The following is a 24,479-nucleotide window of genomic DNA, read 5'->3' as shown; positions in this document are numbered from 1 at the left end:
ATAAAAGCGCCCGGCGATCAGTTGTCGCGTGCGCCGCCGTAGTAACCGCAGCCCTGCAGGGTCTTGCCGTCGATGCGCAGCTCGGCACGCAGGTGGTGGATGGCACCGGTGGCGTTGTCTACACAGCGCTGCGGTGCGACCCACAGTTCCACATGCTGGTTGTTGGCTTCGCTGGTCAGGGTCAGGCCGCCGCCGGGTACTTCTTCTTCGAGGAAGGGCAGGGGTAGGGGCTCCTGGCCGACACGGTTGAGCACCATGCCCTTGCCACTGGCCTTGATGTCCCACTCCGGTTCGTGGCCATTGGCGCGCAGGGTCAGCTGCTTGAAGTTGGGGTCGTCACAAGCGCGGGTGGAAGGTTCCAGGCGGTACAGGCGGCGCACTTCCAGCTGACCATCATTGTTGGCCTGCTTGCTCCCGGTAAGGCGCCCACGCACGTCGGCGAACAGCTTGTCGTTGGCGTCCTTGGCGAGGTTGGCGGCCTCTTGCAGGATGCCCGTCGCACCGACGTCGTTGATCACGAAGGTGCGGTTTTCGCTGCATGGCTTGAACAGCAACTGGCCACCGGCGGCACGCAGTTCGCCCTGCATGCGCGTGGTGCCGATGTTCGGGTCGGTTGGCGGGCTCGCCATCAGTTGGCAGCCGGCGAACAGGGGCAGCAGGGCGGTGAGCAGCAGGGTGGGGGTGAGGCGCATGGGGCGGGCTCCGGGGAATCTTTGCCGTGAAAGCTGGCCACGTTACTCAGGCTGGCGCGGGATCACAAGTTAATGGTTGCCCGTACCGGCCCTATCGCCGGCACAGGCATTACATTTCTGGCAGGCAAAAAAAAGGGCCAGTAGTTGGCCCTTTATCTATCAACCGCCGAGGTATGCGTCGCGCACCTTCGGGTCAGTCAACAAGGCTTCACCCGTGCCCTGCATCACCACCCGGCCGTTCTCCAGCACATACGCCCGGTCAGCAATCTTCAGCGCCTGGTTGGCGTTCTGCTCCACCAGGAACACCGTCACACCATCACGGCGCAGCTGTTCGATGATGTCGAAGATCTGCTGGATGATGATCGGTGCCAGGCCCAGCGAAGGCTCGTCGAGCAGCAGCAGCTTGGGCTTGCTCATCAGTGCCCGGCCAATGGCGAGCATCTGCTGCTCGCCACCGGACATGGTGCCGCCACGCTGGATGTAGCGTTCCTTCAGGCGCGGGAACAGCTGCAGCACCTTGTCCAGTTGCTCCTGGTAGTCGCCTTTGTCGGTGAAGAAACCACCCATCGCCAGGTTTTCCTCTACGGTCAGGCGGGCGAACACGCGGCGGCCTTCCGGCACGACGGCGATGCTCTTGCGCATGATGTGGGAGGACGGCTGGCCGACCAGTTCTTCACCCAGGTACTTGATGCTGCCACTGTGCGCCTGCGGCGAGCCGCACAGGGTCATCAGCAAGGTCGACTTGCCAGCGCCGTTGGCGCCGATCAGGGTAACGATCTCGCCCTGGTTGATCTCCACGTTGACGCTGTGCAGCGCCTGAATCTTGCCGTAGAAGGTGGAAACGTTTTCGAACTTCAGCATTTACGCTTCCCCCAGGTAGGCTTTGATCACATCAGGGTTGTCGCGGATCTCTTCCGGCGTGCCGTGGGCCAGGGGGGTGCCCTGGTTGATCACCACGATATGGTCGGAGATGCTCATCACCAGCTTCATGTCGTGCTCGATCAGCAGCACGGTGACGTTGTGCGACTCACGCAGGTAGGCGATCAGTGCCTTGAGGTCTTCGGTTTCTTTCGGGTTCAGGCCCGCAGCCGGTTCGTCGAGCATGATGATGCGCGGCTGGGTCATCATGCAGCGGGCGATTTCCAGGCGGCGCTGCTGGCCGTAGGCGAGGGTGCCGGCGGTACGGTTGGCGAACTCGGTCAGGTTGACCTTCTCCAGCCAGTACTGCGCGCGCTCCATGGCCTCTTTCTCGCTGCGGCGGAAGCTCGGGGTCTTGAACAGGCCGGCGAAGAAGTTGGTATTGAGGTGACGGTGCTGGGCGATCAGCAGGTTTTCCAGCGCGGTCATTTCCTTGAACAGGCGCACGTTCTGGAAGGTCCGCACCACGCCCTTGCGGGCAATCTGGTGGCCGGCCAGGCCCTGGATCGGCTGGCCATCGAGCAGGATCGTGCCACCGCTGGGCTTGTAGAAGCCGGTCAGGCAGTTGAACACGGTGGTCTTGCCGGCGCCGTTCGGGCCGATCAACGCCACCACCTGTTTTTCCTTGACGGTCAGGCCCACGCCGTTCACCGCCAACAAGCCGCCGAAGCGCATGCTCAGGCCGCTGACTTGCAGAATTTCGCGGCTCATCGACGCAGCTCCATGTGTGGACGTTGCATAGGCAGCAGGCCTTGCGGACGCCAGATCATCATCAACACCATCAGCGCACCGAACATCAGCATCCGGTATTCGCTGAACTCACGCATCAGCTCGGGCAGCAGGATCATCACGATGGCCGCGAGGATCACGCCCAGTTGTGAACCCATGCCGCCGAGCACGACGATGGCGAGGATGATCGCCGACTCGATGAAGGTGAACGACTCCGGCGTCACCAGGCCTTGGCGCGCAGCGAAGAAGCTGCCGGCGAAACCGGCGAAGCAGGCACCCAGGGTGAATGCCGAGAGCTTGATCACGGTCGGGTTCAGACCCAGCGCACGGCAGGCAATCTCGTCTTCACGCAGGGCTTCCCAGGCGCGGCCGATCGGCATGCGCAGCAGGCGGTTGATGACGAACAGCGCCAGCAGGGCCAGCAACAGCGCGACCAGGTACAGGAAGATCACCTTGTTGATCGAGTTGTATTCCAGCCCGAAGAACTCGTGGAAGGTCTGCATGCCCTCGGCGGCGCGGCGTTCGAAGGTGAGGCCGAAGAACTCCGGCTTGGGGATGTTGCTGATACCGTTGGGGCCGCCAGTCCAGTCGGTGAGGTTACGCAGGAACAGGCGGATGATCTCGCCGAAGCCGAGGGTCACGATCGCCAGGTAGTCCCCACGCAGGCGCAGCACCGGGAAGCCAAGCAGGAAGCCGAAGGTGGCGGCCATCAGGCCGGCGATCGGCAGGCACACCCAGAAGCTCCAGCCCAGGTAGTGCGAGAGCATGGCGTAGCTGTAGGCGCCGACGGCGTAGAAGCCCACGTAACCCAGGTCGAGCAGGCCCGCCAGGCCGACCACGATGTTCAGGCCCAGGCCCAGCAACACGTAGATCAGGATCAGCGTGGCAATGTCGACTGCACCGCGCGAGCCGAAGAACGGCCATACCAGTGCCACGACGATCAGGCCAATGATCACGTAGCGCTGGGTCTTGGGCAGGGTCAGGTAGTTGCTGACGGCCGGCGGGATCAGCTTGCGATCCGAACGGCTGCCCATTACCGCACTCCACTGCTTGTCGAACAGCACGCGCAGGAACATCAGCACCGAACACACGGCGATGATGCTGATGGTGAACGACCCTTGGCTGTGCACGGCCAGGCTGATGCCGTCGATGCTCAGTTTCAGGCCCAGCACCGGGAAGGCCACGGCCCATACCAGCAAGGCGCTGAAGAACGCCTGTTTGAGATTTTTGTTCATACTTTTTCAACCTCCGGGCGGCCCAGGATGCCGGTCGGCCGGAATAGCAGGACAAGAACCAACAAGCCGAATGCCACCACGTCCTTGTACTGGTCGCCGAAGATGTCGGCGCCGAACGCTTCGGCCACACCCAGCACCAGCCCGCCGAGCATGGCGCCCGGGATGCTGCCGATGCCACCCAGTACCGCCGCGGTGAAGGCTTTCAGGCCCACCAGGAAACCGGCGTTGGGGTTGATCACCCCGTACTGCATGCTCAGCAGCACGGCCGCCACGGCGGCCAGGGCGGCACCGATGACGAAGGTGAGGGCGATGATGTTGTTGGTGTTGATGCCCAGCAGGTTGGCCATCTTGATGTCCTCGGCGCAGGCACGGCAGGCGCGGCCCAGGCGGGAACGGGAGATGAACAGGGTGAGGCAGGTCATGGCCACCAGGGTGACCACGAACACCAGGACCTGCATGTAGCTGATCAGTACTTCTTCAGCACCACCTGGCCCGAAGGAGAAGCTGCCGGGGATCAGGTTGGGGATGGACTTGTCCTTGGAGTCTTGCGACAGCAAGACGGTGTTCTGCAGGAAGATCGACATGCCGATGGCGGAAATCAGCGGGATCAGACGGTTGCTGTTGCGCAGGGGGCGGTAGGCAACGCGCTCGATACTGTAGCCATAGGCACTGGTGACGAAGATCGTCGCGACGAAGGCGACGGTCATCAGGATAGGCAGCGAATGGATACCCATCATGGCCAGGCCCGCCAGGGCGATGAAGGCCACATAGGAACCGATCATGTACACCTCGCCGTGGGCGAAGTTGATCATGCCAATGATGCCGTACACCATCGTGTAGCCGATGGCGATCAAGGCATAGGTGCTGCCGATGGTCAATCCATTAACCAGTTGTTGGAAGAAATGGTAGATCTCAGGCATTACAGCGCTCCTAAAAACCTGATTTGCATTTCGCTGGCGGGGGTAGGCCAGGAAACCGCGGGTGACGGTTTTAAGATTTTCAGGTGAGCCTGCCCCCGGATCGCGGGGATCGGGCCCATGAACCTCGTAAAACAAAGCCCACTGCTCGCACAGTGGGCTTCTTCGGTCAGCTATTAGTCACGCAGTTACTGAGGGGAGACTTCGGTCTTCGGCTTGCCGAAGTGCCATTCGTAGACCACGAATTTGAAGTCTTTCAGGTCGCCCTTGTCGTCGTACGACAGGGTGCCGGTCGGGGTCTTGAAGGAGCCGGCGTGGATGGCGGCTGCCACCTTGTCGGTGTCTTCGGACTTGGCGGCCTTGATGCCCTGGGCGATCAGCTCGACAGCCGAGTAGGCAGGGAACACGAACGGGCCGCTTGGGTCCTTGCCGTCAGCCTTGATGGCGTCGACGATCTTCTTGTTCTCCGGGTCGGCATCGAACGACTTCGGCAGGGTGACCAGCAGGCCTTCGGAGGCGTTCTGGGCGATTTGCGAGATCGAATCGTTACCCACGCCCTCTGGGCCCATGAACTTGGCTTTCAGGCCCTTTTCCTGCGCCTGGCGCAGGATCAGGCCCAGCTCTGGGTGGTAGCCGCCGTAGTAGACGAAGTCGACGTTGTTCTGCTTGAGCTTCTGGATGATCGAGGAGAAGTCCTTGTCGCCGGCGTTCAGGCCTTCGAATACGGCAACCTTGGTGCCTTTGCTCTCGAGGGTTTGCTTGACCGCGGTGGCGATACCTTCACCGTACTGCTGCTTGTCGTGCAGCACTGCAACCACTTTCGGCTTGACGTGGTCGGCGATGTAGTTGCCGGCAGCCGGGCCCTGGGCGCTGTCCAGGCCGATGGTGCGGAAGATCAGCTTGTAGCCACGGGCGGTGATTTCCGGCGAGGTGGCGGCCGGTGTGATCATGATCACGCCTTCGTCTTCGTAGATGTCGGACGCTGGCTGGGTGGAGCTGGAGCACAGGTGGCCGATGACGAACTTGACGCCGTCGTTGACCACTTTGTTGGCGACTGCCACGGCCTGTTTAGGGTCGCAGGCGTCGTCGTATTCCTTGGCTTCGAGCATCTTGCCATCGACGCCGCCCGCGGCGTTGATATCCTCGATGGCTTGCTTGGCGCCGATGAACTGCATGTCGCCGTACTGGGTCACAGGGCCGGTTTTAGGGCCAGCAATCCCGATCTTGATGGTATCGGCGGCAAACGAATGGCTGGCTACCCCGGCCAGTACCATTGCGGCGAACAGCTTGGAAATCTTGATCATAGTGCTCCACTCATTCTGTTGTAATTCTTATAGTCCTGGCGGCCAGGGCTACAGACCGGGCGGGATTTGCGGCGTGGCCATGCCAACGCGCAAGCCCACCTTCCCCCGGAACATGTCCCGGAACTGTACCGGTACAGTGTAGAGCGCTGTTCGAGCGCTTGAAAAGCGGTCGAAAAGTGCCTGTTTCCTGGGTTGTCGCTTGATCGACAGAAAGATACAGAAAGGCGCCATCAAACTGCCTGTATCTGTGACCCCACCCCACAACTTCGGGGTCAATCGACCAAATTACATATTTGAAACCGGGTTTTTCTGCAAAAATGCCGGCCTTTTTTATTGGCCGATTTTTGCGGATACCACCCATGACTGATCAAACAAGCACCCTCTATGCCAAATTGCTTGGCGAGACGGCAATCATCGAGTGGAAAGCGCTGGAGCGTTTCTGGGCCAAGGGTGACCTGATTTGGGTCGACCCCAGCCTGGACCTGATCACCGTTGCCGAGGCGATGGCCGAGAATCGCAGCGAGATCTTCGCCAAGTGGCGTAGTGATGGCACTGTTGGGCCGGTGTCGGCCGAACAAGCGCTGGACCTGCAAAGCCGCGATCCAGAGATCTGGGCGGTAGTGGTTTCGCCGTTCATCGTGATTCAGGTGAAGGGCCCCGAAGTGGCGTGATCGTTTTTGGTGCGCAAAAATGCGCAGCAGCCCCTTATTGGTGCTTGAAAGCATTCAAGGCGGGTAGAGGGAAGTAACAATTCGGCGTGGCGGTAACAGTTTACGGGATGCGTAATGTGTCTACCCCGCTGCCAACCTGTAAAACAATTCGAACAGTCGGGAGTCATTGATGAGCACTGCACTACCTTCGCTTGGATTTGCCGGCATCGGTCTGATGGGCCTGCCCATGTGCCGACGCCTGCTGGCGGCGGGGTATCCGCTGACCGTGTGGAACCGCAGCCCGGACAAGTGCGCTGCACTTGTCGCCGCCGGTGCGCGCCTAGCCCACAGCCCCGCCGAACTGAGCCAGGGCAGCGACATGGTGCTGCTGTGCCTGGCCGATACGGCTGTGGTGCGCGAGGTAGTGTTCGGCGAACACGGCATTGCCCAGGGCGGAAGCAGTGGCCAGTTGCTGATCGATTTCTCCAGCCTGGAGCCCACCGCCACCCGTGAAATGGCTGCCGAACTGGCCGCACTGTGTGGCATGGCCTGGCTGGATGCCCCGGTGTCCGGCGGCACGCCCGGTGCCGAAGCCGGTACCCTGGCGATCATGGTCGGTGGCGAGGCGGTTGACCTTGAGCGTGCCCGGCCGGTGCTGCAGGTACTTGGCCAGCGGGTGACGCATATGGGGGCGGTGGGCGCAGGCCAGGTGACCAAGGCCTGTAACCAGATGATCGTGGCATGCAACGCCTTGGTCATTGCCGAAGTCGTGGCGTTGGCCGAGCAGTCCGGGGTGGATGCGACGTTGATCGCCGAAGCGTTGGCCGGTGGCTTTGCCGACTCCAAGCCCCTGCAGATCCTGGCGCCGCAAATGGCCGAAAGCCGCTTCGAACCGATCAAGTGGCATGTGCGCACGCTACTCAAGGACCTTGATAGCGCGGTCAAATTCTCCCGCGAGCAGGGTTCGGCGACGCCGCTCAGTGGCCTCGCCGCGCAATTGATGCGCCTGCACGGTAGCCAGGGTTACCTGCAAAAAGATCCGGCGACCCTGGTAGAACTTTACCGTAACAAGGGTTGAGCACGCCGTCCTGACGCTGCAACCGCTCCAGCAGTGGTCGCAGCTCGGCCAGTGGTACCGGGCGACCCAGCAGGTAACCCTGCAGATAGTCGCAGCCGTGGGTTTTGAGGAACGCCTGTTGTTCCGTAGTCTCTACGCCCTCACTGACCACCTGCAAGTGCAGCGTGTGTGCCATGACGATGATCGCCTGGACGATTTCCCGATCCTTTTGGCTACCCGGTACATCCTGCAGGAACGTGCGGTCGATCTTCAGTACATCCAGCGGCAGGCGTTTGAGGTAGGCCAGAGACGAGTAACCGGTGCCGAAGTCGTCGATCGACAGCGCCACACCCAGGGCGCGAACGCGCTTGAGCAGGTTCACCGTGCGCTGGAGATCCCCCATGAGGGCGTTTTCGGTCACTTCCAGCTCAAGTTGCCGGGCGCAGAGCCCGGCGTGAAACAGTGCTTTCTCCACTTCGTTGGGTAGCTCGTCATGGCTGAGGGTCACCGCCGAGCAGTTGACCGTGACCTTGAAGTCGCCGTAGCCATAGCGCTGCAGGTGGGCCAGATCGTTGCAGGCGTGGCGCAGTACCCACAGGTCGAGGTCGATGATCAGGCCGTTGGCTTCGGCAATGCCGATAAAGCGTTCGGGGCCGAGCAGGCCATGTTGCGGGTGCTGCCAGCGCACCAAGGCTTCCAGCTTGGCCAGCTGCCCGCTGCGCATATCGAAGATGGGCTGGTAATGGACGCAGAGCCCGCGTTCTTCGAGCAGTGCCATGCGCAGTTCTTCTTCCAGTTGCAATGCCATCGTGGCCTGGGTCTTCAAGTTGTCGTTGAAGAAGTTCAGGCTGTTGCGCCCGTTGTCCTTTGACTGATACAGGGCCAGGTCGGCATGTTTGAGCAGCTCTTCGACGCTGGTGCCGTCGTCAGGGAAGATGCTGATGCCGATGCTGGTGGTCATGACCATGCGCCGTCCACCCAGGTCGATGGGCTCTTTCATTCGTTGCATGATGCGCTGGGCCAGATGTCGGGCTTCGTCGCGGTTATTCAGGCTGGTCACGATGCAGAACTCGTCGCCCCCGAAGCGCGCGACCAGGTCCTGGCTGCGGGTGGCGGCCTTGATGTGGTTGGCGATCACCTTGAGCAGCTCGTCACCGGCGTCATGGCCGAGGCTGTCGTTGATGCGCTTGAAATGGTCGATGTCGAGGAACATCACCGCCAGACGGCTTTCACTGGCCTGGTGTTCGGCCAGCCGCTCGGCGAACACCTGGTTGAAGCCACGGCGGTTGACCAGATTGGTGAGCGCGTCGTAATGCGCCGCTTGTTGCAGCGAGGCGCGGGCCTGGTCCAGCTGGCTGAGTAGCACGCTGACCCGGCGCAAGTCATGCTCTTTACTCTGCAACTTTTTGTCGGCCAATGCGGCACTGATACTGGCACCGCTGATGAGCAGTGTGATGAAGCCGATGCCCAGCCCAAGTTGCAGGCTGTTGTCGCCAGAAGGCAGGCGCAGGGCGGTATCGGCCGGGATGACCAGCGTCATGGCCGACATCGCGGTGAAATGGGTAGCGACGATACCGGCAGCCATCAGCAGGCTGGCGCCGTACTTCATGGCCTGATAAAGAGTGCCACTGCCATTACGGAAGTAGCGGGCCAGGCACAACGCGGCCAGGCTGGTGAGCAGGGCAATGGCGCCAGAGGCCAGCAGCAGGCCGGTCTGGTAATACTGCACGGCGCCGGTTTCCAAGGCGGCCATGCCGACAAAGTGCATGAGGATGATGCCCAGGCCAATCAACACTGCGCTTTGCACAAAATGATGCATGCGCATTTGTGTGCGTTCCAGGCTGTACATGGCCAGCCAGGCTACGCCCAGGGCGATGAGCAGCGAAAGAATGGTCAGGGAAACGTCGTAGTGCACTTCCACCGGTGCCTGGAAGGCCAGCATGCTGATGAAGTGCATGGCCCAGATGCCACCGGCCAGGCAGCAAGCGCCGAGCATGTTCCATTGGCGGTGGGCAGTGGGTTCGGGGCTGTGGGATTGTCGCTCGGCCATGTCGAGCGTGGCGAAGCAGGCTGCGCAGGCAACGAAGTAGGCGAGCAGAACCAGAAACGGTTCATGACGGCAATCAATGACGATACGCCCGGTTGCCGGCAAGTCGGCGAACAGTTGCAGCCCTAGCCACTCCATGGAATGCCTCTTGATCGAGTTTTCACTCGTCTGCGCTACAACCCTGTGCAGACTGTCCAGAGGCAGTATAGGAAGGAGTATTTAAGCCTTCCTGACTAATGGCACATTGATTCCTACGATTTGGTAATCAGTGTGATTGCGGCCAGGAATAAAGAGTTTGGACCGGAATAGAGGCTCGTGAGATCAGGGCTGCTGTGCCGGCTATGGGGCCGCAAAGCGGCCCCATAGCTCCGGTATTTAGCCCGCCACCAGCACGCGAATGGCTTCCAGGCGCAGGGCGGCCTTTTCCAGCATTGCCAGGCCATCTTCACGCTGCTTGCGCAGGGTGTTGATTTCGCTGTCACGCACACTCGGGTTGACCGCTTGCAGTGCCACCAGGCGGGCCAGCTCCTCGTCGGCCTCTGCCGCCAGGCGGCGCTGGGCTTCGGCCACGCGCTCGATGTGGGTCGGCAAGATTTTCTCCTCACCACCACTGATACGCTTGGCCAGCACATCGCGCTGGGCCTGGACGAACTTGTTGGCGCTGGCGCGCGGCACGCTTTCGAGCTGGTCGTTGAGGGTTTCGAAGGCTACGCGCGATGCCAGGTCGTTGCCGTTGGCGTCGAGCAGGCAGCGCAGTGCCGCCGGCGGCAGGTAGCGGCCCAGTTGCAGGCTGCGCGGTGCTACTACTTCGCTGACGAACAGCAGTTCGAGTAGCACGGTGCCCGGTTTGAGCGCCTTGTTCTTGATCAGCGCCACTGCGGTGTTGCCCATCGAGCCGGACAGCACCAGGTCCATGCCGCCCTGCACCATCGGGTGCTCCCAGGTGAGGAACTGCATGTCCTCGCGCGACAGCGCCTGGCCACGGTCGTAGGTAATGGTCACGCCTTCGTCGTCGCCCAGCGGGAAGCTGGCGTCGAGCATCTTCTCGCTTGGCTTGAGGATCAGGGCATTCTCGGAATGGTCTTCGCTGTCGATGCCAAAGGCGTCGAACAGGGTTTCCATGTAGATCGGCAGGGCGAACTGGTCGTCCTGTTCAAGAATGGCCTCGACCAGCGCCTGGCCCTCGCCAGCGCCGCCAGAGTTGAGCTCCAGCAGGCGGTCGCGGCCAGTATGCAGTTCGGCCTCCAGGCGTTCGCGCTCGCTGCGGGCGTCGGCCACCAGTGTATCCCAGGCCTTGCTCTCGCCACCTTCGAGCAGTGGCAACAGGCGCGGGCCAAACTGGTGTTGCAGGGCGTTGCCGGTCGGGCAGGTGTTGAGGAAGGCGTTGAGGCCTTCGTGGTACCACTGGAACAGGCGCTCTTGCGGGCTGTCCTGCAGGTACGGGATGTGCAGCTGGATGGTGTGCTTCTGGCCGATCCGGTCCAGGCGGCCGATGCGCTGTTCGAGCAGGTCGGGGTGCGCGGGCAGGTCGAACATCACCAGATGGTGGGCGAACTGGAAGTTACGGCCTTCGCTGCCAATCTCGGAGCAGATCAGCACCTGCGCGCCGAATTCTTCGTCGGCGAAGTAGGCGGCGGCACGGTCGCGTTCGAGAATGCTCATGCCTTCATGGAACACCGACGCCGGGATGCCGGAGCGCACGCGCAGGGCGTCTTCCAGGTCCATTGCGGTTTCGGCGTGGGCGCAGATCACCAGCACTTTGGTGCGCTTGAGCATCTTCAGGGTATCGATCAGCCAGTCGACGCGTGGATCGAAACGCCACCAGCGTTCGTCGTCGGCTGCCTCACCCTGGGCCTGGAAGGCCACTTCCGGGTACAGCTCAGCGTGTTCGCCAGCCGGCAGGTCGCGGTACTGCTCGGGCGTGGCCAGCGGGTAGGGGTGCAACTGGCGCTCAGGGAAGCCCTGAATTGCGGCACGTGTGTTGCGGAACAGCACGCGGCCGGTGCCGTGGCGGTCAAGCAGTTCGCGAATCAGGCGCGCACTGGCCTGGGTGTCGCCATCGTTGACCGCGGCCAGCAGGGCTTCGCCTTCGGCACCCAGGAAGCCCTGGATGGTGGCGTGCGCCTTGGGCGACAAGCGGCCCTCGTCGAGCAGTTCCTGTACGGCTTCGGCGACCGGGCGATAGTGCTCGCTCTCGGCACGGAAGGCGGCCAGGTCGTGGAAACGGTTGGGGTCGAGCAGGCGCAAGCGGGCAAAGTGGCTGTCCTGGCCAAGCTGCTCTGGGGTGGCGGTGAGCAGCAGCACACCCGGGATCACCTGGGCCAGTTGCTCGACCAGGCCATATTCGGCGCTGACCTGATCTTCGTGCCAGACCAGGTGGTGAGCTTCGTCGACCACCATCAGGTCCCAGCCGGCAGCAAACAGCGCATCCTGGGCCTTTTCGTCGTCGACCAGCCACTCCAGGGCAACCAGCGCCAGCTGGGCGTCCTCGAACGGGTTGCTGGCGTCGCTCTCGATGAAGCGTTCAGCGTCGAACAGGGCTACCTGCAGGTTGAAGCGGCGGCGCATTTCCACCAGCCACTGGTGCTGGAGGTTTTCCGGCACCAGGATCAGTACGCGGCTGGCACGGCCCGACAGCAACTGGCGGTGAATCACCAGGCCAGCCTCGATGGTTTTGCCCAGGCCCACTTCGTCGGCCAGCAATACGCGCGGGGCGCTGCGGTCGGCGACTTCGCGGGCGATGTGCAACTGGTGGGCGATCGGTTGCGCGCGGCAGCCACCCAGGCCCCACAGTGCCGACTGCATCTGCTTGCTGGTGTGCTGCAGGGTGTTGTAACGCAGGCTGAACCACGACAGTGGGTCGATCTGCCCGGCGAACAGGCGGTCGCTGGCCAGGCGGAACTGGATGAAGTTCGACAGCTGGGTTTCTGGCAGGGTACGCGGCTGGTTCTGCGCGTCCAGGCCGTGGTACACCATGAGCCCGTCGATGTCCTCGACTTCGCGCACGGTCAGCTTCCAGCCCTCGAAGTGGGTGATCTGGTCGCCGGGCGAGAAACGCACGCGGGTCAGCGGCGCATTGCGCAGGGAATACTGGCGGGTGTCGCCAGTGGCCGGATAAAGCACGGTCAACAGGCGGCCATCCTGCGCCAGGATGGTACCCAGGCCGAGCTCGGCTTCGCTGTCGCTGATCCAGCGTTGCCCCGGTTGATACTGCTGCGCCATACTGCCTGAACTCCCGCGATGAAAAAGCCGATTATGTTAACGGATCGGCCGGTCAGACCAAAGTGCGAACGCACCGAAAGGTGCCGAACGACAACAGGAAGTAAGTCAGTCTAGCTGTTTCATCGCCTCGCACTGTGCAGCCGACGAGGGCACCGCTTCTATATGTCTGCCAAGCACCGCTGGATGAGCGCTTCCATGGCCGTGGGCAGCCTGCTGCTGCTCAGTGCCTGCGAGCAGAAGAATTTCGAGACCTTGCCCCCCATTCCGATGGAACAGCTTGAAGTGCTGGGCGTCCAGACACCGATCAAGAGCGTGCACTACCGCGACCGCGACGGTGAAGGCCTGCTGGTACTGAGCCGCAGCGATGGCCAGGCCAGTGACCCGGAAAGCGAACAGGAAGTGGATAAGGTGGTACTCAAGGCCACCTTGTACGGGCGCACAGCCGAAAGTGATGCATTCAAGGCGCGTTGGCAGATCGAGCAGGAAACCACCTGCCCAGGGCTGGACCTGGACGTGGACTTCTACACCGACGTCAGTGATGCCAGCGACTTGAACAAGGACGGTGTCGCCGAGATGACGGTAGCCAGTCATGCCTTCTGTGGCGGCGGTATCGACCCGCACGACATCGCCATCGAGATGCGCGAAGGGCAGGCCAGCTACACCATTACCGGCCAGTCGCTGATCACCCCGGCGGGCGAAGAACCGATCGGTGGCGAGCGCGAGGACAGTGCCTCGCTGAAAACCGCGCCGCAGGTATTGCGCGACCATATGGACGCGGTCTGGCAGCAGGTTTACAAGCGGCCCTGGAGCGAAGCCAGCCCGCCAGATGACGACGAGCCTGACGACGAAACCGAGTAAATGTTGTCCATGACATCAAGGTAAACCCGCACCTGCCGATACAGGGGCACAGGAGAACGTCCATGCTGCCGCCGATCATTCCGCTCAGTGCCGCCCCGGTGACCTCGCAACAGGACCCGGTCAAACCCACCCCCGACATCAAACCGGTGGTGCCGACGCAGCCTGCGTCCGGCGAAAGTGCCATCGACCTCAAGCACCAGCGTGACCCGCAAGAGCAAGCACTGTTGCTGCGCGATGAACAACGTCGCCAGCAGCAACGCAGGCAGAAGGGCGATCAGGAGCGCTACAGTGCCATGCCTGGTGATGAGGTCAACGCCGACAACACCGTGCCGGTGGCCCCGTTGATGGGCGAACACGTACGCCAGGGGCTGCTGGTGGATATCGAAGTCTGACAGGGGCTGGTCAGCACCTGCGGCTGGCCTCATCATGCAAGTCTCTGTAGATCGTCGAGCCCACCCATGAGCCAAGACAACCTCATCGATTTCGATGCCGAACGCGCCAAGCGCGTCCACGACCTCAAGGAAAAGCGCCTGAACGACATGCGCAACGCGTTCGAGCAGGCCCTGCCGTTGAACAGCAGCAAGAAAAAGAAACCCAAGAGCAAGCCGAAGAAGCGCTGAAATTTGACGCAGGTCAACCCTGCACCCCCCTCGCGTGCCCGGCCTCGGGCACCATTGATCCCGATCAATTTTCCCCCACGCCACATTGGTTACCTTGCACCCATCGGACAACGGCAAACGAATGGGGAGGCCAGCATGTTCTTCGACAACGTGGTTATCGCCGGTGTGGTAACGGTCGGGTTGATGTTTGCCTTCTTTGCCGGTCTGGGCATTTTCATCTGGAAGGACTCGAAAAAGCGCAAGCCGCGTTGACCTTCCGGGTACACGAGCACGCAAGGCATTTAGGGCGACTTCGGTCGCCCATTTTTTTGCCTGGAATTTGTGCTTGGTTGCACGCCGATAAAGATGATTAGCTAGCTAATTATTCATTTCCACTTTATCCTGCTCCCCATTGTCTATCTTTTCTACAAGACCATCCCCGCAAGGTCCGCTTCGTGCCCATTACCTTCCAGGCCCTGTTCGCCCCCAGCAGCCTCGCCCTCAAGTTCGCCATCAAGACTCTGCTCGGTGGCGGCCTGGCATTGTGGCTGGCGATGCGTTGGGGGCTGGAGCAACCGTCATGGGCACTGATGACCGCTTTCATCGTCGCCCAGCCGCTGTCCGGCATGGTGGTGCAGAAGGGCCTGGCGCGGCTGGCGGGTACCTTGGTCGGCACCGTCATGTCGGTGCTGTTCATTGGCCTGTTTGCACAGACCCCAGGTTTGTTTCTGCTCACCCTGGCCTTTTGGCTGGCCCTGTGCACCGCCGCCTCCACCCAGCTGCGTAGCGCCTGGGCCTATGCCTTCGTGCTGGCCGGCTACACCGCTGCGATCATCGCCTTGCCGGCCATCGACCACCCGCTGCAGGTTTTTGACCAGGCGGTGGCGCGCTGCACCGAGATCTGCCTGGGCATTTTCTGCGCCACTGCCAGCAGTGCCTTGCTCTGGCCCATGCGCGTGGAACAGCAACTGGGCGGGCAGGCCCGACAGGCCTGGCAGAACGGTCTGCAAGCTGCCAGTGCCATGCTGGGTGGCGAGGACGAGGCGCGCAAAGGCTTGCTGGAGAGCTTGGGGCGCATCGTGGCCATCGACAGCCAGCGCGAACATGCCTGGTTCGAAGGCAACCGTGGCCGGCAGCGTGCCCGCGCCATTCGTGGGCTCAGCCAGAAATTGATGGTGCTGTTGCGCATCTCCCGTTCGGTGCGCCGTCAGTGGCGGCAACTGGATGAGCGGGAGGCTGAGCACCTGGCGCCCTGGTTGCACGAAGTGCGCACACTGTTGGGCAAACCCGACAAGGCCGGCTTGTTGCTGTTGCGCCAATGTATCTGGGATGCCGCCCACGACGAGCAGATCAGTTCGGCGGAGCACTTCTGCCTGGCGCGCATGGCCCTGCTGCTGGATTACGCCATGGCTGCCGGCCAGGCGCTGGAGGATGTGGAGGCGGGCAGGGCGCCCAAGGATGTGTCCCAAGGCCTGGCTGCGCACCGCGACTGGTCACTGGCCTTGCTGTTTGGTTCGCGTAGTGCGCTGGCCTTTCTGGTTATGAGCGGGTTCTGGCTGGCCACGGCCTGGCCTTCGGCGCCGGGTGGCCTGGTGCTGACCTGCGTAGTCTGTAGCCTGTTCGCCAGCCGTGAGAACGGCGCGCAAATTGGCTTGAGTTTTTTGCGCGGGATTTTCCTGGCCATACCTGCTGCGTTTCTGGTCGGGCAAATTGTGCTGCCGCAGTGGAGCAGCTTCGCCATGCTGTGCCTTGCCATGGGTGTGCCGCTGTTTCTTGGGGCGCTGGGCATGGCCCACCCCCGTACCGGGGCCACGGCCACCTCCTATTGCCTGCACTTCATTGTGCTGGTATCGCCGCTCAACGCCATGCAGTTTGGCGTGGCGACCATGCTGAACAGTGCCTTGGCCATGCTGGTGGGTGTATCTGCAGCAGTCATGGCCTTTCGTTTATTGGTGTTCCGTCACCCGGCCTGGCTGGGCCGGCGACTGCGCGCAGCCACCCAGAGCGACCTGGTGCGCCTGACCCGGCGCGACCTGCGTGGGGCCGACAGCTGGTTTGGCGGGCGGATGGCGGACCGCCTGATGCAACTGGCGCGGCATGCCAGTGAATTACCGGAAGACGAGCGCAAGCGCTGGGACGACGGCCTGCATGGGCTGGACATTGGTGATGAACTGGTACACCTGCGCATGTGTCTGGCGGTCGCCCAGGCCCCCTTGGGGCGTGCCGAGCGCGAGTACCTGCAACAGGTGGAGGCGGTACTGGCAAAAGGGCCTGCCGCCGGGCGCGGGCAGCGCCTGGACCCCGCCAGTGAGCAATTTATCGCGGCCCTGCGCCAGCTGCCTGCCAGCGACCCATTGCGGCTGGCTGAAGGTGCGGTGCTGCAATTGCAAAAAAGCTGGGGCAAGTGGTGCCGCTGGCAGGAGGAAACCCATGGGGTTGCGTGAATGGGAAGTGGGCGGCGTGCTGCTCAGCCCGTTTCTGATTTATGTGTTGCTGGCGCTGCTGTTCACCGGCCTGTTACGCCTGGTGGTGCAGGCCACGCCGCTGGGGCGCTGGATCTGGCATGAGGCGCTGTTCGATGCGGCGCTGTTCGTTTGTGTGTTGTTCCTGGTGGTACGCCTACTGGGGCCTTTATGAAGGAGTGTTTCGATGCGTGCGGCCGTACGTACCTTGGTGACGCTGTGTGTGGTGGCCTTGGCCGTGTTGGCCGGCTACCGGTTGTGGCAGTACTACATGCTTACCCCCTGGACCCGCGACGCCCGTGTGCGTGCCGATGTGGTGGTGATTGCGCCTGACGTGTCCGGCTGGGTACGCGGGCTCAAGGTCCATGACAACCAGCAGGTCAAGGCGGGCGACCTGTTGATGACTATCGACCGCGAGCGCTTCCAGGCCGCGTTCGACCAGGCCAGCGCCGTGACCGAGACCCGCGCCCAGCAATTGCGCCTGCGCGAACGCGAAGCCGCCCGGCGCACGGCCTTGGGGCCCGAGGCGATCAGTGCCGAGTTGCGTGAAAACGCCCAGATCAATGCGGCCATCGCGCGTGGCGAGTTGCACGAAGCCGAGGCGCAGTTGCAGGTGGCCAGGATCAACCTTGCGCGCAGTGAAGTGCGGGCGCCGCGCAGCGGGCATATCACCAACCTGCGTCTGGCCGAAGGCAACTATGTGAACACCGGGGAAGCGGTCATGGCCCTGGTGGATGATTCAACCTTCTATATCCAGGCGTACTTCGAGGAAACCAAGCTGCCCCGTATTCGTGTGGGGGATACCGTGAAAGTCTGGCTGATGGGGGCGGGTGAGCCGATGCAAGGGCATGTGGAGAGCATCAGCCGCGGTATTACCGACCGCAACAGCAACCCGGACAGTCAATTGCTGCCGGAAGTGGAACCTACCTTCAACTGGGTGCGTCTGGCCCAGCGCATACCGGTAAGGATTCGCCTGGACCAGGTGCCGGAAGGGGTGACCCTGAGTGCGGGGATGACGGCCAGTGTGCAGGTGCACGAGGACCGGGATCGGCAGTAGCTCCAACCCTACACCCTGAGCGGTGAGCGCTGAAAACCATGGCGCGTTCATGCGCACCTGCGTTAGGCTGCGGCTTGCGAGTTGCCCGGTAGAGGCGACCCATCCCCCGCCAGGCGTGCGTATCTTCCGATATCATTGCGAGGTTACGTCATGGCCATCACTTCCCAGGACATCTGCAACGCTGCCGACCAGCTCAAGGGCTTTGTCGGTTTTCATGGCAAGCGCGGTGTCCATATTGTGCGTTTTTCCGAGGATTCGTTCGGCATGGACGTGGCCGACGACAGCATTACCCCGTGCAACGAGTTTGTCTGGCGGCCTGAGCAAGGGCAGCGCATGGCGTTGTGCCGTGAGCGGCTGGCGCTGTTGCTGGAGCAGCATGTGGATGACCGCTTGAATATTGGTGAGCCGCTGCGTGCTTACCTGCGCCGCCAGGACCTGCCAGAGATCGTGGCCGAGCGCAGCCTGCAACAACCCTGATGCCCCCTGCAGGAGCTGACTTGCCCACGAAGAATTCCCCGCGGTGCATGGCACCGGCGTTGCCGGTGTTCGCGGGTAAACCCGCGCCTACAGAGGTTGTTTGCTGCTTTGGGATGTTTGGTGCAACAACGCCTCCAGCCCGGCACTGTCCAGCGGTCGGCTCATGAAATAGCCCTGTACTTCGTGGCAGCGGTCCTTCTCCAGTGCTTTGAGCTGCTGTTCGCTTTCGACGCCTTCGGCAGTCACCGTCAACCCCATCGCTTCGCCCAGGTTGATGATGGCCTGAACCACCGCACGGTCGCTGCCGCCGTTGTTGTTCAGGCCACTGATGAAGCGCTTGTCTATCTTGATGCTGTCGAACGGGTAGGTACGCAGGTAGCCCAGCGATGAGTAACCCGTGCCGAAATCATCCATGTTCAGGCGCACGCCCAGCTCCTTGAGCGAGAGCATGGTGCCCAGCGCGCCTTCGATGTCGTTGAGCATCACGTTCTCGGTAATTTCCAGCTCCAGGAGCTGGGCCGGGAAGGCGGTTTCCAGCAGGATTTCACGCACATCGGCTACCACGTCGCTGCGCAGGAACTGCGCGGGCGACAGATTCACCGAAACCAGAATGTCGGCTGGCCAGTCATGGGCTGTGCGGCAAGCCTCGCGCAGCACCCAGCGGCCCAGCGCGACGATGATGTCGCTTTGCTCGGCCAGCGGGATGAAAATGTCCGGCCCTAGCAACCCTTCCTGCGGGTGCTGCCAGCGCAGCAAGGCTTCGACCGCTACGATGCGTCGGTCGCTGAGGCGGTAGCGCGGCTGATAATGCAGTTCGAACTCCTGGTTGCGCAGGGCCCTGCGCAGGTCGTTTTCCAACTGGCGGCGGTACTGGATCTGCTGGTTCATCTCGGCAGCGAAGTAACGCCAGGTATTCTTGCCATCGGCTTTGGCCTGGTACAGGGCAATGTCGGCGCAGCGGATCAATTCGCCCGCATCGAAACCCTGGGTGCGGGTTTGGGCGACGCCAATACTGGCACCGACGTGCAGGGGTTGGTTGTCGAAGGTGATGGGTTGTTGCAGCAGGCTGATCAGGCGCGCGCAGAAACGGTCGATTTCGTTGCGGTTGTCCATGCCGCTTAGCACCAGGATGAACTCGTCGCCACCCAGACGCGCTACCAGGTCACCGTCGCGGGTGGTATCGCGCAGACGCGTCGCCACCTCTTGCAGCACGGCATCCCCGGCAGCATGGCCGAGCGAGTCGTTGATCGGTTTGAAGTTGTCGAGGTCCAGCAGCAGCAGGCTCAAGGGTGGCGAGTCGGTGCCACGCAGCAGGGCTTGCTCCAGGTGCCTGGCGAGCTTGTTGCGGTTGGCCAGGCCGGTCAGTGGGTCGTGCAACGACAGGTGCTGAATGCGCGCGTGGGCGTCGACTTCGTCGGTGATGTCGCTGGCGGTGCCGCGAAAACCGCTGGGCTTGTCGTCATACCAGATGGCTCGGGCCGAAATCCTGCAGTAGCGGTTTTGGCCATTCTGGTCGCGGTAGGTGCAGCGCAAATTGGCCAACTGTTGTGGATCGGCGCTGGTCAGGGCGTCCAGCCAAGGCGAGAGCGGGGTGGTATCGCAGGCCAGCAACAGGTTGAGCGGTTGGCCCAGCCAGTCGTCCACGGGGTAGCCGGTGACGTTGGCAAAGCGTTGCGACAGGTAGGTCAGGCGTTGTTGCCGGTCGGTTTCCCAGATCCAGTCGGATGCCGATTCGGCCACCGCGCGAAAACGCTGCTCGCTGGCTTCCAGCGCCTGGTTGCTCTGTTGCAGGTGAGTGAGTGTAAGGCCGATTGCCCGCGAGCTGCGCAAGGTGAGGCGGAACAGGTACAGCATGATCAAGCCAAGCATCAGCAGCGCGCCTACCAGTGGCGGCAAAACGGCCCACAGCAGCTGGCGCCCCGGCAGCGGGCTGTTCCAGGCCAGGTGGTAGCCGGTATCGCCCAGCTCGATGCGCAAGTGGCCGTGCTCACCCCTGTTGTCCTTGTCTACATGCATGCCGGTAAGGCCGGCGCCGGTGCCCAGCCGTGTCAGCTTGTCTTCGGTGAGCTGGTCGATGAACAGCATCACCGGGGCGTGGCGTACCTCAGTGTCGGTGACATCGCGATCCGGTCGAACAGCGGCGGCAGTCAGCACGGCCGGCCAGCCGTTGAACAGCACGTACCGGGTGATCTGTTCCCGTGGTACGGCCGCGGCGCGGGCCTGGTCGATGATCGGCTGCAGGGGCGCGTCTATATAAGTGTTAGCGCCTGCCTGGCTGGGCTGTCCCTTGAACAGCGCGTAGGTGGTGCGGCTGTCCTCTACAACGAACACCCCTTCGTAGCCGTTGGCGCTGTACAGCGACTCGCCCACGTTCTTTTCTTCATAAGCCCATTTCCAGTCTACCTGGCCCGCCAGGTGTTCGAAGGCAGCATCCCATACGGCATAGCTGGACAAGAACTGGCGCGAGGCGATCAGTCGCTGCTCAAGGGCCTGGTTCGCATGGAAGGCGCTACGCTGACGCTCCTGGTGATCAAGGGTGGCGGCGATGTTTAACAGTGCGCCCAGCGTAACCAGGCAGGCCAGGCCGAAAACTGCACTGAAACCGGCAATCAGGTGGCGCACCTGAAAGCGCGGTGTAGGGCTGGCTGGGCGGTGTTTGGCAGTCCTGGCCATGCGTGAGCGGCTCCTTCAAGCAGCCTCCCGCCAGGCAGTCAGGAAGGAGGTTCAATCAGGATAGGCCAGCTTGAGCGTAGAAGCGTCGCCGCGGGCAAAATTGACCTGGTCGCGGCCGGCGTGCTTGGCGGTGTAAAGCGCCTTGTCAGCCTGGTCGAGCCAGTGCTCGGGTGACTCCACGGTGGCTTCGAAGGGTGACAGGCCGATGCTCAGGCTGATGCGCAGGTGCGGCAACTGTGGGTTGCGGTAGTTAGCGACCCGTTCGCGCAGGCGCTCCATGGCCTGACAAGCCTGGGCCTCACTGGTGTTCGGCAGCATCACACAAAACTCGTCGCCGCCATAACGCCCTGCCTGGTCGCCTTCGCGCAGGTTACGGCGCAGCTCGGCGCTCAGCTGGCGCAGCACACAGTCGCCGACCACGTGGCCGAAGGTATCGTTGATGGTCTTGAAATGGTCGATGTCGATCAGGGCGATGACCGCGTGCCCCTGCTGTTGTTTACAGGCCTGGAACTTCAGCAGTAGCAGGTCTTTCCACGCGCCATGGTTGAGCAGCCCGGTCAGGCTGTCGGTGAGGCTCAGGGCGCTCAGCCGGCGCTTGTGGTCAGCCAGTTTGATCGCCAGCTGGTAGCACACCCAGCCCAGTGCCAGCGGGTACAGCGTCAGCATTGGCAGGCAGGCGTACACCTGCAGGGGGGTGGCGGTCAGCTGCAGGCCGGGGCCAAGCAGCAGGACGGAGACAAGCATGCCTGCCACCTGGGCCAGCAGCCCACGAAAGACCATGCGCTTGCCGCCGGCTGCGACGTTGTTCATGGTCATCATGGAAAGTACCGTCACGCTGGGGAGCGGGTTGAAATGCATGGCGGCAGTCCAGAACCCGCCCATCAGCGAGTCCAGCAGCAGGTTGCGCTGTTCTGCCTGGTAGGGCATCGCCGAGCGGCTTGCCCACAAGTAGGCCATGTGCGGCCACAGCAACCCGTTGAGCAGCACCAGCAGCCATGCCCAAGTGGGTGGAGACAGCGGCGCAATGGCCGCCATGACGCTGAACAGACCGATACCCAGGCCAATGACGCGCGGCAGGTAGATGCGCTTGACGAATGAAAGGCCTTTGCCGCTGCGGTTGTCCATCGTGGTCATCGCTTCTGCCGGGGTACCGTTTATCGCATAACTCGCATGAATATTGTTGAACAGAGTTTCAACGGCGAAAAATGACCTTACAAGCCAATTCACGGTTGATCTGATCACTGTGGGGTAACATGAAGGCTTTCCTGTTGCTTGGAGTGTTGCTGATGGTCCCTTTGGCCAACGCTGCCGGCGAGCCGGCGCCACATCGGGATGGGCGTTTTCACAACCAGGCATCGTTGCCGCAGGATGGGGTGCTGAAAAAGCTGCGCATCGGGCTCAAGTACCTGTTCCTGCGCAAGCCCCCGCAAACCCGGCCGGCTACCCCGATCAGCCTCCAGCCCATGACCCGCGAGCAGGTGCTCGACGCCCCTGATCACAGCATTTGGCGCCTGGGCCATTCCACAGTATTGCTCAAGCTGCGCGGGCGCTTCTTTATCACCGACCCGGTGTTCGCCGAGCGCGCCTCGCCGGTGCAGTGGGCGGGGCCGCTGCGCTTCCATGCGCCACCGCTGGCGCTGGACCAGTTGCCGCCACTGGCCGCGGTTGTACTGTCGCACGATCATTTCGACCACCTCGACGAGCAGGCGATTCGCCATTTGGCGCCACGCACCGGGGTATTCCTTACCCCACTGGGCGTGGGCGACCTACTTATGAGCTGGGGCGTGGCTCCGGCGAAGGTGCGCCAACTGGACTGGTGGCAAGAAAGCGAGGTGGAGGGCGTGCGCTTTGTCGCCACCCCGGCACAGCACTTTTCCGGGCGCGGGCTGCTGGACAGCAATCGGACGCTGTGGGCGTCGTGGGTGATCATCGATGGCGATGTGCGGGTGTTCTTCAGTGGCGATACCGGGTACTTCGACGGTTTCAAGCAGATAGGCGAGCGTTTCGGGCCGTTCGATCTGACCTTGATCGAAACCGGCGCCTACAACGTCGCCTGGCCCAACGTACACATGCAGCCGGAGCAGAGCCTGCAGGCCCACCTGGATTTGCGCGGGCGCTGGATGCTGCCGATTCACAACGGTACGTTCGACCTGTCTACCCACGGCTGGCAGGAGCCTTTCGAACGCATACTGACGCTGGCCAACCAGGCCCAGGTGCGCTTGAGCACGCCGCAGATGGGCGAGCGGGTCAGCCTTGACTCACCGCATGCCGGGCAGAACTGGTGGCAGCCACGGCCTGTGCGTCAGCGGGGCCACGCCAAAGAGCGCACGATGGCGGCACGCTGAGATTCAGCTGTGGTCATCCTTGCTGCGCCGGCGCGGGGCTTGGTCGTCTTTCAGCAGTTGCGAGGGTGGCTTGCCACTGTCGCTGCGTACCTGGGCATGGCTGATCAGGGCAAAAATGAAGCTGCCACCAATAATGTTGCCTGTCAGGGTCGGCAAGGCGAATTCCAGCCAAAAGCTGCGCCAGGTTTCATCGCCGGCCCACACCAGATAGGACACCTCGACGGAGCCCACTACTATATGGGTGAAATCGCCGAGGGCCATCAGGTAGGTGATCATCAGGATGATCCAGACCTTGGCGTGCTCCATGGACGGGATCATCCAGACCATGGTGGCGATCATCCAGCCCGACACGATGCCTTTGGCGAACATCTGGCTCAGGTCGTTCTTCATGACCTTGCGGCCAACCTCCAGAAACGCCACGTCCGTCTTGCTGTCGAATATCGGCAGCTCCAGCATGACCCAAGCCACTAGCAGGGTGCCCGCCAGGTTGCCGAGCAACACCACGCCCCACAGGCGCAGCAGGCGAACGAAGTTGGCCAGGGTGGGGGTCGTCATGACGGGCAGCACGGCGGTGAGGGTGTTTTCGGTAAACAGTTGCTGGCGTGCCAGGATCACCGCGAGGAAGCCGGCGCTGTAGCCGATGCTTGCGACCACCTGGGCACTCTCTCCTTCCGGCAGGCGTGCGTAGAACAGCCCCATGGCCATCAGCGACAGCCCCATGGACAGGCCGGCGGCCAGTGCCGACCACCACAACGCCGCGAGGGTACGTTCCAGTTCCTGATCGCCCTGGTAGCGGATCATCTCGTGCAGCACTGCCGCCCGCGGCGGCTGGTTGTGGCTGACCTCCTGTTCTTCATCTGCAGACAGGCCCGGGGTTTTCTCGCTTTGCGCATCGCTCATGGCCGCTACGCTCCGTGGTGGTGTTTCTCTACAGATCCATGGCGCTTTCATTAGTTGCCAGGTGGGGTTAAAACACGCGCGGAAAGTTTTTTCAGATCAAGGTGTTGACTCTGATTTCAAAGCGCGTATTATTCGCCTCCTCGCAGCGATGAACGCTTCGGGGCAAGCGGTAAGTGTTTGAAGTTGTTAGCTTTCAAAAGAAAGCGGTAGTAAAAACTTCAAAATAAACGCTTGACAGTGAATGAGGAAAGCGTAGAATGCGCGCCTCGGTTGAGACGAAAAGCTCTTAACCAAACGCTCTTTAACAAATCGAATCAAGCAATTCGTGTGGGTGCTT

The 24,479-nt window shown here is 62.2% G+C and carries 21 protein-coding genes and 3 pseudogenes; 12 read left to right on the top strand and 12 right to left on the bottom strand.

The window, feature by feature from the left end; genetic code table 11:
• Window positions 1-17 precede the first annotated feature (17 nt).
• The 6 genes from FHW75_RS15635 to FHW75_RS15610 form a co-directional block, all read right to left on the bottom strand.
• Window positions 18-692, bottom strand: coding sequence for a COG3650 family protein (locus FHW75_RS15635; RefSeq protein ID WP_016713794.1), 675 nt, complete (start codon window positions 690-692; stop codon window positions 18-20).
• Between the two features lie 159 nt (window positions 693-851).
• Window positions 852-1,553, bottom strand: coding sequence for an ABC transporter ATP-binding protein (locus tag FHW75_RS15630; protein ID WP_003254879.1), 702 nt, complete (start codon window positions 1,551-1,553; stop codon window positions 852-854).
• Entirely contained in the window at window positions 1,554-2,321 is a 768-nt protein-coding gene (gene livG / locus FHW75_RS15625) for a high-affinity branched-chain amino acid ABC transporter ATP-binding protein LivG (protein ID WP_013973920.1), read from the bottom strand.
• Window positions 2,318-3,574, bottom strand: a complete 1,257-nt coding sequence (locus tag FHW75_RS15620; RefSeq protein ID WP_183674061.1) for a high-affinity branched-chain amino acid ABC transporter permease LivM — start codon at window positions 3,572-3,574, stop codon at window positions 2,318-2,320. Before FHW75_RS15620 ends, livG begins: the two co-directional genes overlap by 4 nt.
• A complete protein-coding gene (gene livH, locus FHW75_RS15615) occupies window positions 3,571-4,494 on the bottom strand; it encodes a high-affinity branched-chain amino acid ABC transporter permease LivH (RefSeq protein WP_016713796.1) in 924 nt (307 codons plus the stop codon). Before livH ends, FHW75_RS15620 begins: the two co-directional genes overlap by 4 nt.
• A 185-nt stretch (window positions 4,495-4,679) precedes the next feature.
• Entirely contained in the window at window positions 4,680-5,795 is a 1,116-nt protein-coding gene (locus FHW75_RS15610; protein WP_025754556.1) for a branched-chain amino acid ABC transporter substrate-binding protein, read from the bottom strand.
• Between the two features lie 359 nt (window positions 5,796-6,154).
• Here FHW75_RS15610 and FHW75_RS15605 point away from each other — a divergent pair, with 359 nt between their 5' ends.
• Both FHW75_RS15605 and FHW75_RS15600 read left to right on the top strand, forming a co-directional pair.
• Entirely contained in the window at window positions 6,155-6,466 is a 312-nt protein-coding gene (locus FHW75_RS15605; RefSeq protein ID WP_016713799.1) for a DUF2288 domain-containing protein, read from the top strand.
• Between the two features lie 169 nt (window positions 6,467-6,635).
• Entirely contained in the window at window positions 6,636-7,523 is an 888-nt protein-coding gene (locus FHW75_RS15600; RefSeq protein ID WP_161751424.1) for an NAD(P)-dependent oxidoreductase, read from the top strand.
• On the opposite strand, the gene FHW75_RS15595 is transcribed toward FHW75_RS15600, so the two are convergent.
• Together FHW75_RS15595 and rapA are read right to left on the bottom strand one after the other, a co-directional pair.
• A complete protein-coding gene (locus FHW75_RS15595) occupies window positions 7,423-9,687 on the bottom strand; it encodes a bifunctional diguanylate cyclase/phosphodiesterase (RefSeq protein ID WP_019096588.1) in 2,265 nt (754 codons plus the stop codon). The two genes, FHW75_RS15600 and FHW75_RS15595, sit on opposite strands and share 101 nt — an antisense overlap.
• 237 nt (window positions 9,688-9,924) lie before the next feature.
• Window positions 9,925-12,771: an RNA polymerase-associated protein RapA gene (rapA, locus tag FHW75_RS15590; RefSeq protein ID WP_161751425.1), complete on the bottom strand. Its 2,847-nt coding sequence runs from the start codon at window positions 12,769-12,771 to the stop codon at window positions 9,925-9,927.
• A 162-nt stretch (window positions 12,772-12,933) separates the two neighbouring features.
• Here rapA and FHW75_RS15585 point away from each other — a divergent pair, with 162 nt between their 5' ends.
• From FHW75_RS15585 to FHW75_RS15555, 8 genes are all read left to right on the top strand, one after another.
• Window positions 12,934-13,629, top strand: coding sequence for a M949_RS01915 family surface polysaccharide biosynthesis protein (locus FHW75_RS15585; protein WP_025754553.1), 696 nt, complete (start codon window positions 12,934-12,936; stop codon window positions 13,627-13,629).
• 62 nt (window positions 13,630-13,691) lie between these two features.
• A complete protein-coding gene (locus FHW75_RS15580; protein WP_016713804.1) occupies window positions 13,692-14,021 on the top strand; it encodes a hypothetical protein in 330 nt (109 codons plus the stop codon).
• A gap of 66 nt (window positions 14,022-14,087) precedes the next feature.
• Window positions 14,088-14,249: a hypothetical protein gene (locus tag FHW75_RS15575; RefSeq protein WP_016713805.1), complete on the top strand. Its 162-nt coding sequence runs from the start codon at window positions 14,088-14,090 to the stop codon at window positions 14,247-14,249.
• Window positions 14,250-14,384: 135 nt separating this feature from the next.
• Complete coding sequence (gene ccoM, locus FHW75_RS27010; protein WP_012273831.1) at window positions 14,385-14,501, top strand: cytochrome c oxidase subunit CcoM; 117 nt, start codon at window positions 14,385-14,387, stop codon at window positions 14,499-14,501.
• A 182-nt stretch (window positions 14,502-14,683) separates the two neighbouring features.
• On the top strand, window positions 14,684-16,672 hold the full coding sequence (locus tag FHW75_RS15570) for an FUSC family protein (RefSeq protein ID WP_161751427.1): 1,989 nt from the start codon (window positions 14,684-14,686) through the stop codon (window positions 16,670-16,672).
• Window positions 16,659-16,865, top strand: a complete 207-nt coding sequence (locus tag FHW75_RS15565) for a DUF1656 domain-containing protein (RefSeq protein WP_019098629.1) — start codon at window positions 16,659-16,661, stop codon at window positions 16,863-16,865. Before FHW75_RS15570 ends, FHW75_RS15565 begins: the two co-directional genes overlap by 14 nt.
• Window positions 16,866-16,877: 12 nt before the next feature.
• Complete coding sequence (locus tag FHW75_RS15560) at window positions 16,878-17,747, top strand: HlyD family secretion protein (RefSeq protein WP_019098628.1); 870 nt, start codon at window positions 16,878-16,880, stop codon at window positions 17,745-17,747.
• A gap of 150 nt (window positions 17,748-17,897) precedes the next feature.
• The gene (locus FHW75_RS15555) at window positions 17,898-18,224 is read left to right on the top strand and encodes a DUF2025 family protein (RefSeq protein WP_016713809.1); all 327 of its coding nucleotides are present in this window, start codon (window positions 17,898-17,900) and stop codon (window positions 18,222-18,224) included.
• A gap of 87 nt (window positions 18,225-18,311) precedes the next feature.
• On the opposite strand, the pseudogene FHW75_RS27200 reads toward FHW75_RS15555, so the two are convergent.
• Window positions 18,312-19,556, bottom strand: a pseudogene (locus FHW75_RS27200) (putative bifunctional diguanylate cyclase/phosphodiesterase); the annotation flags it as partial.
• Between FHW75_RS27200 and FHW75_RS27195 the strand changes: the two are divergent.
• A pseudogene (locus tag FHW75_RS27195) lies at window positions 19,542-19,640 on the top strand (hypothetical protein); the annotation flags it as partial. The pseudogenes FHW75_RS27200 and FHW75_RS27195 overlap by 15 nt on opposite strands.
• A gap of 15 nt (window positions 19,641-19,655) precedes the next feature.
• Here FHW75_RS27195 and FHW75_RS27190 read toward each other — a convergent pair.
• Together FHW75_RS27190 and FHW75_RS15545 are read right to left on the bottom strand one after the other, a co-directional pair.
• A pseudogene (locus tag FHW75_RS27190) lies at window positions 19,656-20,897 on the bottom strand (CHASE4 domain-containing protein); the annotation flags it as partial.
• Between the two features lie 51 nt (window positions 20,898-20,948).
• A complete protein-coding gene (locus FHW75_RS15545; protein ID WP_026020440.1) occupies window positions 20,949-22,022 on the bottom strand; it encodes a diguanylate cyclase in 1,074 nt (357 codons plus the stop codon).
• Window positions 22,023-22,150: 128 nt separating this feature from the next.
• Here FHW75_RS15545 and FHW75_RS15540 point away from each other — a divergent pair, with 128 nt between their 5' ends.
• Complete coding sequence (locus FHW75_RS15540; protein ID WP_161751429.1) at window positions 22,151-23,242, top strand: MBL fold metallo-hydrolase; 1,092 nt, start codon at window positions 22,151-22,153, stop codon at window positions 23,240-23,242.
• A 3-nt stretch (window positions 23,243-23,245) separates the two neighbouring features.
• On the opposite strand, the gene FHW75_RS15535 is transcribed toward FHW75_RS15540, so the two are convergent.
• Entirely contained in the window at window positions 23,246-24,142 is an 897-nt protein-coding gene (locus FHW75_RS15535; protein WP_019098624.1) for a formate/nitrite transporter family protein, read from the bottom strand.
• Window positions 24,143-24,479 lie beyond the last annotated feature (337 nt).

It is taken from the genome of Pseudomonas sp. OG7, from assembly GCF_014192825.1.
GTDB classification, from domain to species: domain Bacteria; phylum Pseudomonadota; class Gammaproteobacteria; order Pseudomonadales; family Pseudomonadaceae; genus Aquipseudomonas; species Aquipseudomonas monteilii.
Note: the sequence above shows the minus strand (reverse complement) of the source record. Positions and strands in the feature narration are given on the sequence as shown.

Bases quoted from the DNA above. Each gene is read 5' to 3' on its own strand.
- FHW75_RS15605 (WP_016713799.1), top strand. From the start codon at position 6,155: ATGACTGATCAAACAAGCACCCTCTATGCCAAATTGCTTGGCGAGACG.
- FHW75_RS15545 (WP_026020440.1), bottom strand. From the start codon at position 22,022: ATGGACAACCGCAGCGGCAAAGGCCTTTCATTCGTCAAGCGCATCTAC.
- FHW75_RS15560 (WP_019098628.1), top strand. From the start codon at position 16,878: ATGCGTGCGGCCGTACGTACCTTGGTGACGCTGTGTGTGGTGGCCTTG.
- FHW75_RS15565 (WP_019098629.1), top strand. From the start codon at position 16,659: ATGGGGTTGCGTGAATGGGAAGTGGGCGGCGTGCTGCTCAGCCCGTTT.
- FHW75_RS15630 (WP_003254879.1), bottom strand. From the start codon at position 1,553: ATGCTGAAGTTCGAAAACGTTTCCACCTTCTACGGCAAGATTCAGGCG.
- livH (WP_016713796.1), bottom strand. From the start codon at position 4,494: ATGCCTGAGATCTACCATTTCTTCCAACAACTGGTTAATGGATTGACC.
- FHW75_RS15600 (WP_161751424.1), top strand. From the start codon at position 6,636: ATGAGCACTGCACTACCTTCGCTTGGATTTGCCGGCATCGGTCTGATG.
- livG (WP_013973920.1), bottom strand. From the start codon at position 2,321: ATGAGCCGCGAAATTCTGCAAGTCAGCGGCCTGAGCATGCGCTTCGGC.
- FHW75_RS15635 (WP_016713794.1), bottom strand. From the start codon at position 692: ATGCGCCTCACCCCCACCCTGCTGCTCACCGCCCTGCTGCCCCTGTTC.
- FHW75_RS15620 (WP_183674061.1), bottom strand. From the start codon at position 3,574: ATGAACAAAAATCTCAAACAGGCGTTCTTCAGCGCCTTGCTGGTATGG.
- rapA (WP_161751425.1), bottom strand. From the start codon at position 12,771: ATGGCGCAGCAGTATCAACCGGGGCAACGCTGGATCAGCGACAGCGAA.
- FHW75_RS15580 (WP_016713804.1), top strand. From the start codon at position 13,692: ATGCTGCCGCCGATCATTCCGCTCAGTGCCGCCCCGGTGACCTCGCAA.
- ccoM (WP_012273831.1), top strand. From the start codon at position 14,385: ATGTTCTTCGACAACGTGGTTATCGCCGGTGTGGTAACGGTCGGGTTG.
- FHW75_RS15595 (WP_019096588.1), bottom strand. From the start codon at position 9,687: ATGGAGTGGCTAGGGCTGCAACTGTTCGCCGACTTGCCGGCAACCGGG.
- FHW75_RS15555 (WP_016713809.1), top strand. From the start codon at position 17,898: ATGGCCATCACTTCCCAGGACATCTGCAACGCTGCCGACCAGCTCAAG.
- FHW75_RS15535 (WP_019098624.1), bottom strand. From the start codon at position 24,142: ATGAGCGATGCGCAAAGCGAGAAAACCCCGGGCCTGTCTGCAGATGAA.
- FHW75_RS15575 (WP_016713805.1), top strand. From the start codon at position 14,088: ATGAGCCAAGACAACCTCATCGATTTCGATGCCGAACGCGCCAAGCGC.
- FHW75_RS15610 (WP_025754556.1), bottom strand. From the start codon at position 5,795: ATGATCAAGATTTCCAAGCTGTTCGCCGCAATGGTACTGGCCGGGGTA.
- FHW75_RS15585 (WP_025754553.1), top strand. From the start codon at position 12,934: ATGTCTGCCAAGCACCGCTGGATGAGCGCTTCCATGGCCGTGGGCAGC.
- FHW75_RS15540 (WP_161751429.1), top strand. From the start codon at position 22,151: ATGAAGGCTTTCCTGTTGCTTGGAGTGTTGCTGATGGTCCCTTTGGCC.